Origin of the sequence: Wolbachia endosymbiont (group A) of Therophilus tumidulus (assembly GCF_964277345.1) — a bacterium.
GTDB classification, from domain to species: Bacteria; Pseudomonadota; Alphaproteobacteria; order Rickettsiales; family Anaplasmataceae; genus Wolbachia; species Wolbachia pipientis.
The window spans coordinates 247,737-260,790 of record NZ_OZ195515.1 but is presented as its reverse complement, the minus strand read 5'-3'; the positions used below and the strand labels follow the sequence as shown (position 1 = coordinate 260,790).

Annotated in this window: 6 protein-coding genes; 2 read left to right on the top strand and 4 right to left on the bottom strand. The window is 35.8% G+C overall.

The window, feature by feature from the left end; all coding sequences use genetic code 11:
- Window positions 1-16: 16 nt before the first annotated feature.
- Entirely contained in the window at window positions 17-1,294 is a 1,278-nt protein-coding gene (serS, locus tag ACICQD_RS01335) for a serine--tRNA ligase (protein ID WP_038198549.1), read from the bottom strand.
- A 143-nt stretch (window positions 1,295-1,437) separates the two neighbouring features.
- Here serS and ACICQD_RS01330 point away from each other — a divergent pair, with 143 nt between their 5' ends.
- Window positions 1,438-2,538 (top strand): Ulp1 family isopeptidase, encoded by a 1,101-nt coding sequence (locus ACICQD_RS01330; RefSeq protein ID WP_395461489.1) that lies wholly within the window; start codon window positions 1,438-1,440, stop codon window positions 2,536-2,538.
- A gap of 25 nt (window positions 2,539-2,563) precedes the next feature.
- Window positions 2,564-3,526 carry a tRNA dihydrouridine synthase DusB gene (dusB, locus tag ACICQD_RS01325; RefSeq protein ID WP_213862743.1) on the top strand — a complete coding sequence of 321 codons (963 nt, stop codon included), beginning with the start codon at window positions 2,564-2,566 and terminating at the stop codon, window positions 3,524-3,526.
- A gap of 6 nt (window positions 3,527-3,532) precedes the next feature.
- Here the strand turns inward: dusB and ACICQD_RS01320 are convergent, their stop codons facing one another.
- Genes ACICQD_RS01320 through rplJ form a run of 3 tightly spaced genes read right to left on the bottom strand, consistent with a single transcriptional unit; the run spans window position 3,533 to window position 13,051 of the window.
- Window positions 3,533-12,046, bottom strand: coding sequence for a DNA-directed RNA polymerase subunit beta/beta' (locus ACICQD_RS01320; RefSeq protein WP_264329621.1), 8,514 nt, complete (start codon window positions 12,044-12,046; stop codon window positions 3,533-3,535).
- 58 nt (window positions 12,047-12,104) lie between these two features.
- Window positions 12,105-12,506: a 50S ribosomal protein L7/L12 gene (gene rplL / locus ACICQD_RS01315; RefSeq protein ID WP_007551887.1), complete on the bottom strand. Its 402-nt coding sequence runs from the start codon at window positions 12,504-12,506 to the stop codon at window positions 12,105-12,107.
- A gap of 26 nt (window positions 12,507-12,532) precedes the next feature.
- A complete protein-coding gene (rplJ, locus tag ACICQD_RS01310; RefSeq protein ID WP_006279539.1) occupies window positions 12,533-13,051 on the bottom strand; it encodes a 50S ribosomal protein L10 in 519 nt (172 codons plus the stop codon).
- Window positions 13,052-13,054 lie beyond the last annotated feature (3 nt).

Sequence of the window (13,054 nt, the reverse complement as noted above, 5' to 3'; positions counted from 1 at the left end):
CTATATGTCAAAATTATTATTTGCTTATAACAGTATCATTACTCATGTATTTTTGCAACACGTTTGGTATTGCAATCGACCCGTCAGAATTTTGATAATTCTCCATTATGGCAATAATCGTTCTTCCTATAGCTAAAGCTGAGCCGTTTAAAGTGTGAATATATTTTTTCATCTTTTTATCAGTTTCTGAAGAGTATTTAGCGTTCATCCTTCTTGCTTGAAATGCACCACAATTTGAGCAGCTTGATATTTCTCTATATTTATTTTGCCCAGGTAACCATACCTCTATGTCATAAGTCCTTTGTGCAGCAAAACCCATATCGCCACTGCAAAGCAGCATTACTCTGTATGGCAATTCTAATTTTTTTAATATCTCTTCAGCAACACTCGTCATACGCTCAAGCTCATCATTTGATTGGTCTTCAGTTGTGATGCTTACCAACTCCACTTTACCAAATTGGTGTTGCCTTATCATGCCCCTGGTATCGCGACCTGCACTACCTGCTTCTTTACGAAAGCACTCCGAATATGCAGTAAAGCGAATAGGCAGTTCTTTTTCTTCCATTATTTTGTCAGCAACTAAATTTGTTAAAAACACTTCACTTGTGGGAATCAACCTCAATTCGTCGGTAGTTAAATACGAATCGTCAGAAAATTTCGGTAGCTGACCAACATTATACATAGCTTCGTTTTTCACCAAAGCCGGGTGGTACACCTCAGTATAGCCAAATTCATTAACATGCATTTCAAGCATACAATTTATTAGCGCTCGTCCAAGCTTAGCTAACTGTCCTTTTAATATCGTAAATCTTGATCCGGAAATTCTCGCCGCTTGTTCGAAGTCCATTAAACCTAATTTTTCTCCGAGTTCATAATGAGATTCTGGTACAAAATCAAACTGTCTTTTTCCTCCATATCTTCTCACCTCTAAATTAGAGTTCTCATCTGCGCCTATTGGCACATCTTGCGCAGGAATATTCGGCAAGTTAGATAAAACATTCACTAACTTATCCTTTTCTGCTTGTTCTTTTAAGCTGATTGCCTCTATCTCATTTGTGATGCTTTTTGACAACTCTATTTGCTCTTCACAGGGGCTCTTGCTCATTTTAAGCTTTTTTATTTCCTCTGTGATTTCATTGCGCTGCCTATTCAAATCCTGCAGTTTAGTGGTTAATGATCTTTTCTCGTGATCGATTTCTAATATCTCTTCCGCAGTAGATTCTCTAATTCCCCTGCTTTTCATTGCCTTTTCAAATCCTTCAGGGTTTTTGCGTATATATTCTATATCGTGCATATATTGTGCTATTACTAACATTGTTACTGTACTCCAAAAGCTCTTAATATTCAATATATTCTCATACTACTAAAATTATTATGGTTGATTTTTTTGTTAGAATTTGTTAAAATTTAATTAACTTAGCGTTCATAGGGTGTAGTATGTTGGGTATTACAAAAAATAATCAGAAAGAGAGCACTGACTTTGCTGGTGAGGAATTCGTTATCTACGCTACTTGTGTATGCCTAGCAGCCACATTCGCTGCTGGCTGTTTAGGGGCGGTAATAGGATCCCCTCTATTGACCTTTCCACTTGCTATGCTCATCTCTAACCCCGTAGTTTGGGTTTTAATGGGAATAATTCTTACAGTAGCATACAAAATGGTTGTTGAACCTTTATTTTACTTAGCGAAGAACTATATTAATGGAAAAAGAGCAAGTCAAGGTGAGCAAAAAACTCAAGATGGAGATAGTGGTATTGTACCAGGAAGTGAACCCAATTCAAGGAACAGTAGTCGTAGAAGCTCTTTGGATAGTGGTTTGGGTGGTAAAGAGTTTCACGAAGATTTGGACACTCTTGTGCATCAGACAAACAGAAAAAACTATAGTTACTGGTTAGATGATAATGACATTACACATATTGCAAGAGTTGTATATGGGTACTCACAAAGTGAATATAGTAATAATAATGTCTATTTTCTTGCCCCTAGCTATTCTAATGGTTGGGACGAACTCACAAAAGAATTTCTTCAGAATTATAGAGGTGAATTCAAACAAAATTCTAAATTGATATTTACTTCGGTTCTTCATATTAACAATAATCATTGGGTAACTTTGGTTATTAAACCTGATGCAGGTGATAAAAAATTTAGAGCTTATTACTGTGACTCATTTGGTAATCAATTGCCAGATAATGTGCTAAATATTGTTAAAAGAGAACTGCAAAAAGAGGAATGGGTATTAGACATAAGAATTTCCCCAACTAAGCAGCAAAGTGACGGGTATAACTGTGGAATATTTGCGTTAGAAAATGCTCATAAAATTACACAAATGCTTAACGAAGACAAATCATTTGACGAAATTGACAAAAAGTTATCAGAATATAAATTTGATTTGAATGAGAAAAGAGAAGAATTTACAAGAGCGCTTATGGAAGATGAGAAATGTAAGGAAGATCTAAGAAATCGTAAGCGTCCGCCAAGGACGAAAACATCTCAGTCTTCTATTTCAAGGGAGAATGCAAGTTTGTGTTGCATTATGTAATCAATGAAAAATTACCATTGACCTTATGCCCCTCCAAATAGGAAATTTGACAATTGATTCTCCAGTTATTTTAGCTCCAATGTCTGGAGTGACTGATTATCCGTTTAGAAGTATTGTGAAGAAACTTGGTGCAAGTTTGTTAGTTTCAGAGATGATTGCAAGCAGAGCTATGATTATGCAAACTCGCCAGAGTTTGCAAAAAGCAAAAGTCGATGCATTAACTGCTGTTCAGCTTGCTGGATGCGAACCGAATGTTATGGCAGAAGCTGCAAAATTGAATGAGGATATGGGAGCTAAAATTATAGATATAAATTTTGGTTGCCCTGTTAAGAAAGTTGTAAACGGTTATGCAGGATCAGCACTAATGCGTGATGAAAAAAAGGCTGCTGAAATAATTGAAGCTGTAGTCAAGGCAGTGAATGTGCCAGTTACAGTAAAAATGCGCACTGGATGGAACGATGAAAATCGCAATGCCCCGAGACTTGCGAAAATTGCCGAAGACTTAGGAGCAAAAATGATCACTGTGCATGGAAGAACAAGAGCGCAGCTTTATAATGGTCAAGCAGATTGGAAATTCGTTAGAAATGTTAAAGAGCAAGTGAAAATTCCAGTTATAGTAAATGGCGATATTAAAAATTTAAATGATATTCAGAATGCTCTCAAAGAATCTGGAGCAGACGGAGTGATGATAGGTCGTGGTGCCTACGGTAAACCTTGGCTGATTAATCAAGCAATGAACTTTCTCAGTGGAAGTGAAACTTCTGAGCCAACAGCTTCAGAGAGATTAAGCATCATACTCGAGCATTACGACAATATTCTTGAGTACTATGGAAATGACACAGGAATAAAGATGGCCCGCAAACACATAGGTTGGTACAGTAGCGGGCTTCAAGGCTCATCTGAATTTCGTGTGAGAGTAAATAACATGACAGATAGCACAGAAGTGAAAGAAAATATTATTGGCTTTTTTGGTCAAGAGACACACTAGCTGTACTCAATTCGACTGATCGTATGCCACTACGCTCTCTTCCTCACCAGAGTGTAAATGACAACCATTATCCATCAACCATTCCTCGTCATAAGTTTCAATATCAAAATATTTTTCATATTTATCCACATTATCACAAAGTGAAAGTGCTCTGATCTTATTCATAATCAAACCTGTACCAGCAGGAATTAATCTTCCTACTATAACATTTTCTTTTAATCCACTTAAAGGATCACTCTTCCCGCAGAATGCTGCTTCTGTAAGTACTTTTGTTGTCTCTTGGAAAGAGGCAGCAGAAATAAAGGAGCTAGTTTCAAGACTTGCCCTAGTAATCCCCTGCAGAATAGGAAGATAATGAGTAGGCCGTTTGCCAGAGTTACTCATAGCATCATTTTCCCTATCAACTTCCAGCTTGTCAATGCTTTCGCCAACCAAGTACATAGTATCACCAGGATCAGTAATTTCCACTTTTTGTAGCATTTGTTTTAAGATCACCTCTAAATGCTTATTGTCTATACGAACACCCTGCAATCTATAAACTTGCTGTATTTCAGAAATCATATAGTGCGCTAAAGCTTCTAACCCAAGCACACGTAAAATATCATGGAGATCAGGGTCACCATCCATCAATAGATCACCTTTACGTACAAAATCACCTTCATTGACTATTACATGCTTACTTCTTGATACCAAATATTCAACTGGAGAAATTTGTTCATCTACAGGTTTAATTAATATACTGCGTTTTCCTCTACGGTCTTTTTCAGAAAACGCTACATAGCCATCTATCTCACTAACAATAGCATGCTCTTTAGGACGACGTGCTTCAAATAACTCTATAACCCTCGGTAAACCACCAGTAATATCACGAGTTTTAACTGACTCTCTTGGTGTTCTTGTAATAACATCACCTGCATGAACCTTCTGGCCATCTTGTACATTGAGCACTGCACCGATTGGTATAAAATAACATGCTTCAACGCCACTTGCGAGTGTCATTACTTTACCATTATCGTCAAGCAGCACAATACGAGGACGTAAATTAGCTCCACCAGAATGCAATTTCCAGTCTTTTACTACTTTGCTTGATATTCCTGTAGATTCATCCATCACTTCAGTGATCGAAATTCCATCTTTTAAGTCCTGATAAGACACTGTACCAGTCTTCTCCGTGATAATAGGCAATGTATAAGGATCCCATTCCGCAACTTTATCGCCAATTTTTACTGACCCACTCTCATCTACATAAAGCTTAGCGCCGTAAGGTACACTGTGCTTCAACTTCTCACTACCAAGGCTATCAATCAACACGACTTCACAGGAACGGCTTATCACAATTTTATTTCCGTTTCTATCTATAATTATATTACTATTGTTTAACTTTATTTTAGCATTAATAGAAGCTATAATATTCGAGGATTCAACGCCTCTAGTCATTACTCCACCTATATGAAAAGTACGCATCGTTAACTGAGTACCTGGCTCTCCAACAGATTGAGCAGCTATAACACCAACTGCTTCACCTATTGAAACAATTTTACCAGTTGCAAGGTCTCTTCCATAACATAAAGAACATACACCAGGACTTATTTCACAAGTTAAAGGCGATCTAATTTTTACAACATCAAGACCTGCAATGCTGATTTGCTTTACTTTATCCTCATCAATTAATTCCCCTGCTTTTACTAATAATTCTTTTGTCACTGGGTTATATATATCATTTGCAGCTGTTCTACCCAGCACAACACTCTCTAGAGATGCAACTATAGTACTTCCTTCAACTGTAGCTCTCACAACAAGACCATTTTTTGTTTTACAGTCATGCTTTGTAACTATGCAATTTTGAGATACATCAACTAAACGACGAGTTAAGTATCCAGAGTTTGCAGTTTTAAGTGCAGTGTCAGCTAAACCTTTACGCGCACCGTGAGTAGAATTAAAGTATTCAAATACGTTCAATCCTTCACGGAAATTAGAAATTATAGGTGTTTCTATAATCTCACCAGAAGGTTTGGTCATGAGCCCTCGCATTCCTGCTAGCTGTTTCATCTGTGAAGTAGAACCCCTTGCACCAGAGTTAACCATCATATACACTGAGTTGTACTTACTATTTCCATCATATATAGATATTGCTTTTAACATATCATTAGCTATCATATCCGTACACTTAGACCATTCATCTATAACCTTGTTATACCTCTCACTTCTAGTTATTAGCCCATCTTGATATTGCATAGAGAATTTCTTAATTTCACCCCTCGCGTGATCAACATGTGTAGCTTTAGTTTCAGGTATAACCATATCACAACGACCAAAAGAGACACCAGAAAATGTGGCATACTCAAAGCCAAGTACCATTAATTTATCAGAAAATGCCACTGTAGCACTTTGACCACAGTTACGATATACCAAATCAACTATACCAGTTATTTCCTTGACTGTTAATATCTGATTTATTAGATCGAAGCCTAGATTCTCATGCTTAGGAAAAATTTGCCATAATATTAAACGGCCAGGAGTTGTACAAACAGTTTTATAGTGAGTTTCACCGCTGCTATTAATATACTCCATCCTATACTTTATACTAGAATGAATATGTAAAGTACCATCACTCAAGGAATGCTCAACTTCACAAAAAGCACCAAAAGATGGTAAATTATCTTCCTTAGGTTCTTGTAAAGTCAGATAATATATACCAAGTACTATATCTTTACTAGGAACTATAATCGGTCTGCCATTAGAAGGACTTAAAACGTTATTAGTGGACATCATCAACACCCTAGCTTCAAGCTGAGCTTCCAATGAAATTGGCACATGCACTGCCATTTGATCACCATCAAAATCAGCATTAAACGCCGTACAGACAAGCGGATGAAGCTGTATTGCTTTGCCTTCAATAAGGATTGGCTCAAAAGCCTGAATACCAAGTCTATGTAGCGTAGGCGCTCTATTCAACAAAACAGGATGCTCTTTTATTACCTCTTCAAGCATATCCCAAACTTCTGGTTTTTCTGCTCTTATCAACTTACTAGCAAACTTAATAGTTGGAGCCATACCATACATCTTAAGCTTTGAGTAAACAAAAGGTTTGAATAGTTCAAGAGCCATTCTTTTTGGTAATCCACACTGATTTAGTTTCAAAGTTGGACCAACAACTATTACAGAACGTCCAGAGTAGTCTACCCTTTTTCCTAAGAGGTTCTGGCGAAAACGACCCTGTTTTCCTTTTAACATATCACTAATGGACTTTTTATATCCAACAGCACCAGCTTTATTTACCAAAGTATTACGACGACTATTATCAAAAAGAGAATCAACTGCTTCTTGTAACATCCTTTTTTCATTACGAATCATAATCTCAGGAGGATTTAAGCTCAACAATTTCCTCAACCTGTTATTTCTATTAATAATAGTCCTATAATGATGATTCAGATCAGAAACTGCAGGACGACCACTCTCAAGCGATACCAAAGGACGCAAATCAGGTGGTAAAATAGGTATAGTTGTAAGTATCATCCACTCAGGCCTATTTCCAGATTTAATGAAGTTTTCAACAATACGCAATCTCTTTATAATTTTCTTTCTTCTTATCTCAGAAGCAACAGATTCTAATTCTAGTCTTAAATCCTTCCTAATTTCATGTAAATCAAGGCGCGTTAGCAACTCTCTTATAGCTTCAACACCTTGCATAGCTACAAAACTATCGATCCCATAGCTATCTTTAGCTTCATTATAAGCTTTTTCACTAATAATCTCACCTTTTTCAAAAGGCGAAACAAGAGGATCTATTACGATATAATTATCGCTATATAAAATATTCTCAATATCTCTGAGAGACATATCCAATAATGCTCCAATTCTTGAAGGAAGCGATTTCAAAAACCATATATGAGCAACAGGAGATGCAAGCTCTATATGACCCATCCTTTCTCTTCTTACTTTAGAAGATGTAACTTCTACTCCGCATTTTTCGCATATGCGACCTCTGTGTCTTCTTTTTTTGTATTTTCCACATAAACATTCATCGTCATTGACAGGGCCAAAAACCTTAGGGCAAAATAATCCACCTTTCTCAACTTTGAACGTACGATAATTTGCAGTTGAAACATCTTCTATCTCACCACAAGATATACGCTTAATACTTTCAGGGCTAGCAATCGATATGCTAACCTCATTAAAAGGTTGTGCAATGTTAGTGTGAGATATATCTTCAATCACTACATCATTTTGCTTTAAATCTACATTTAAACATAAAGAACGTAGTTCTTTTATCATCACATTAAAGGATTCAGGAATTCCACATTCAAAATTACTGTCACCTTTTATTATCGATTCATAAATCTTAACTCTACCATTAATATCATCAGACTTCACAGTTAACATTTCCTGCAAAGTATAAGCAGCACCATAGGCTTGTAATGCCCAACATTCCATTTCACCAAAACGCTGACCACCAAAATGAGATTTTCCTCCAAGAGGTTGTTGAGTAACCAAACTATAAGGCCCTACTGAACGCGCATGAATTTTACCATCAACCAAGTGGTGCAACTTAAGCATGTACATGTAACCAACTGTAACCTTGCGGTCGAATTTTTCACCACTGCAACCGTCATATAATACAGCTTGTCCAGAGTTATCTAAACCAGCAAGTTCAAATAATTTTGCTATTTGTTCATCTTTTGGACCCTCAAATACAGGTGCAGCAACAGGAACGCCATCACGTAATTTGCGTGCAAATTCAATGAGATTATTATCACTAATATTACGAATATCATTACAGATAGATACGTTACTGCCATAGCTATAAACCTCAATCAGGAAGTTACGTAAATTGCTGTATGAACTTTTACAAGAGTTCAAATAGTTCTCTACTAACTCATTCAACTCGTCATTTAGTGCATTCTTATTAGGTGTATTTAAAACAGAAGCCGTTATTTCATCATCATCAATATTTTCAATTTTTTTATTATCAAGGTATGCTACTGCAAATTGTGTAAAATTATCATCGTTAAGGGACCTAATTCCCTTGCAAAAAGCACTTTTGATCTTATTGATCTCATCGAGAATATTACTTACCTTTTCCCCTAATTTTCTACAAGCCCAACCTACATGCGTTTCCAGTATTTGCCCTACATTCATTCGTGAAGGAACACCAAGAGGGTTAAGAATAATATCAACAGGAGTACCATCTTCCAAATAAGGCATATCTTCCACTGGCACAACTCGAGAAATCACACCTTTATTTCCATGTCTACCAGCCATTTTATCCCCTGGTTGCAGACTATGTTTCACAGCAATGAAAACTTTTACTGACATCGACACACCTTGAGGCAGGTCATAACCTTCATGTAATTTTTCTACTTTTCGCTTAAACTGTGCTATTGCATGTGATACTTTTTCATCAAAATCTTTTTTTAAGCTCTTAACTTGCTCAGAAATGGATTGGTTTTTTAATCCTATACCCCACCATTGCTCACGTTCAATAGAGTCAAATTTTTCTCGATCTTGAGAACCAGAATTAATAAGAAGTTTCTTCAGTTCATCATAGAAATATTCACTAGTAACATTGATTATATAATCTCGCTCTTCCTCAAAGTCATTTATCTCTTTTTGTTTGATGAGTAATGCCCTTTCATTTTCTTCAACCCCCCTGCGTGTAAAGACTTGTACATCAATTACTGTCCCTTCAACATCTGGAGATGTATATAAAGAGGAATCCGCACAATCGAATGACTTTTCACCAAAAATTGTCATTAATAACTTCGTTTCAGGAGGCAATGAAAGAGAAGGTTTAGGTGTAACTTTACCTACCAGAATATAGCCTGGACCAACTCTTGTACCAATTTTCACTATACCACTATCATCCAAGTGATATAGATTTTCTTCATTAACACCAGGTATAGCACGAGTTATTTTTTCTGATCCTAAAGGGGTATCATGTACAACACAGTCAAATTCTTCTATATGAATAGAAGTAAAGAGATCTTTTTTAACAACTTCACTAGAAATAATAATAGAGTCTTCAAAATTATAACCTTGCCAAGACATAAAAGCGACTAGCAAATTTTTACCAAGCGCCAACTCACCACTGTTAATTGCAGGACCATCAGCTATTACATCACCCTTTTTAACATAATCACCTACGCACACTAGCGGTCTTTGATTAATACAAGTATTATGGTTAGAACGCTGAAATTTCCTTAGATGATAAATATCTACGTCCAAGTAGTTAACCCTTTCTTTATCAAAAGCACGTATAACTATAGAGTTACTATCAGAACTATCAACTATGCCATCGCGTTTTGCTAAAACTACAGCACCAGAGCCAGAAGCTACAAAAGACTCCATACCAGTAGCAACCAGAGGAGCGGTAGGCTTCAATAAAGGTACGGCCTGACGTTGCATATTTGAGCCCATTAATGCTCTATTAGCATCATCATTTTCTAAAAATGGAATCAAGGAAGCTGCAACTGATATTACCTGCTTAGGAGATACGTCAATGTAACTAACTTGGTCGCTACTTACCATGACGAAGCTACCAGCATATCTACAGTATAGCATGTCATCAACAAAGCAATTATTTTCATCAAGCTTTACGCTAGTGTCAGCTATATGATGTGAGCCTTCGTCTATAGCAGAAAGATACTCAATTTGATCAGTAACAACCCTATTGACTACTTTTCTATAAGGGCTTTCAATGAAACCATATTTATTAATACGCGCGTATATAGCTAAGCTGTTGATTAACCCTATATTTTGCCCTTCAGGAGTCTCAATAGGGCAAATTCTTCCATAATGAGTTGGATGAACATCACGCACCTCAAATCCTGCCCGTTCTCTTGTTAAACCGCCAGGACCTAACGCGGATAACCTTCTTTTATGTGTTATTTCAGATAACGGATTAGTCTGATCCATAAATTGAGATAATTGAGAAGAATTGAAGAAATCTCTTAAGACATTAGTTAACACTTTTGGATTAATAAAATCAGATGGAGAAACTTTATCTAAACTAGAAGTGGACATAGAATCAACTATTGCGCGTTCCAATTTCAACAACCCAGTTCTAAATTGATTTTCTATAAACTCTCCAACTGATCTTACTCTTCTGTTTCCTAAATGATCAATATCATCTACAGATCCTTGACCGTCACGTAACAATACTATTTTTTTCACAATTTCAATAATATCTTCATGCGTTAAAACAGTTAAATCCTCATCATAATTTAATCCAAGGTAAGAGTTAAGCTTCAACCTACCAATGTTAGACAAATCATAATATTCCGGACTGAAGAAAAGATTACGGAAAAACTCTTCTACTATCTCTAAAACAGGAACTTCACCAGGACGCAAAACTCTATATATTTCATATAGTGCATCCTGATAAGACATGTTTTCATCTAAGAAAAGCGTATTTAATATATAAGGTCCAACAAACAAATTATCTATGTTCAACACTGATATTTCATCTACAGATAATAACTCAAGCTTCTTTATGTCTTCCAGCTTTATAGATTCACCAGCAGATAAAATTTTCGTAGAGCTAGCACTATCCATTAAATCTTCTGCGAGGAATAAACCACATATAGAATTAAAAGGAACCAGATACTCTTTCAATTCATTATCATATAGCTTTTTAGCTAGTCTTGAGGTAATACGAACGTTAGCTTTAAGCAGCACATTACCTTCAATATCCATTAAGTCGAAAGGCAGCCTCACTCCTTTAAATTTATCAGGAACAAAAGGCACTTTCCAACCATCTTTATGTTTTACATACTTTATTTTCTCATAAAATCTATCGAGTATATCATTATTTGATAGACCCAACGCCTTTAATAAAACTGAAATTGGCAATTTTCTTTTTCTATCAACACGAAAATACAAATGGTCTTTAACATCAAATTCAATATCAAGCCAAGAACCCCTATAAGGAATAATTCTAGCAGAATAGATCAATTTACCAGAATTGTAAGTTTTTCCCTTATCGCTATCAAAAAATACACCAGGAGACCTATGCATTTGTGAGACGATAACTTTTTCCACACCATTAATGATGAAAGTGCCCTTATCAGTCATCATAGGCAACCCACAAAAGTGGACTTTCTGCTCTTCTATAGATTTTACAACGGTTGCAAGTTTAGAATGATCTCCACTCTCTTTAATCGATTTATATTCATCAAGAGAAATACCATCCTGCATAACAACAAGACGTATAGAAGCAATAACCTGAGCAGAAAAAGTTACACCACGCTTTATACACTCAGATTCATCATACTTAGGATCATCTACCCTACAACTTATAAACTCAATAGTAGCCCTACGCAAAGGATCATTTATTGGAAAGATTGTATGAAAGATAACTTCAAGTCTTTCATTACCCTTATTCTTAGGAGTAAAAGAATCATATGATTCTTTTTGAACCTTAACCAAATCCAATAAAGAATCTTTTAAATCAATCGACCTAGAATAAGAAACTCTAGGAACAAAAGCACCAGAAGCGTACATATAAGAAGAATCAACCATTAAAATACCCCAAACTAATTAAAAGAGCTATATCAATATAAAATTAATACATTAAATATTATTCAAGCTCCACTTTAGTTGCTCCTGCTTCAATAAGTTTTTGCTTGATTTTTTCTGCTTCGTCTTTAGGAACATTAGCAGTCAAATCTTTAGGTAAAGATTCAACCAACTCTTTTGCTTCTTTTAAACCCAATGTAGAATTAACCTCTCTCACAGCTTTAATAACTCCTATTTTTTTACTCGCATCAATTTCTTTAATCACAACTTTATACTCAGCTTTTTCTTGAGCAGCAGGAGCAGCAGCATTATCACCAATAGGCGCCCCAGCACCAACAGCTCCACCAAGAAAAGAACCAGCAGGCAACCCTATTTTCTCTTCTAAAACTTTTACAAGTTCAGAAGCCTCTAATAGGTTTAAAGATAATATTTTATCAACCAAATCACTTGTTACATTACTCATAATTACCACCTTACTTAACAACAAATTTATTTTTTAGAACTATAATAATCCAAAACTCTCATAAGCCTCATAGAAGATGAATTAATAGACAACGCTAACCGAGCAGGAATATCATAAGATATTAAACGCATAATTTTAACACGCAATTCATCCAGAGAAGGCAACTTAGCCAGTTTATTAACATCTTCCACTGTTAACAATTCATTTAAATGAGCTGCGCAAATCACAGACATTTTTTCTTTGTTAGCATTAGTAAAATCAACTATTAATTTTGCAGCTTCTACTATGCCACTAGAGTATATAATAGCAACAGGACCGGAAAATTTGCCTGATAAATAAGAGAATTTACCAGTCCTTTCCAAAGCCAAGCGCGCTAGAGTGTTTTTAACTACTAATACCCCACCTGCTATAGACTTCAGACTATTCCTCAGAGTTAATGAATCATTAGCATTTATAGATTTAAAATTTACTAATATCAAGAAATCATTATTTACAAATACGTTTATTGTGCTCTGTATAAATTCATCCTTATCTTTACGCTTCACGGT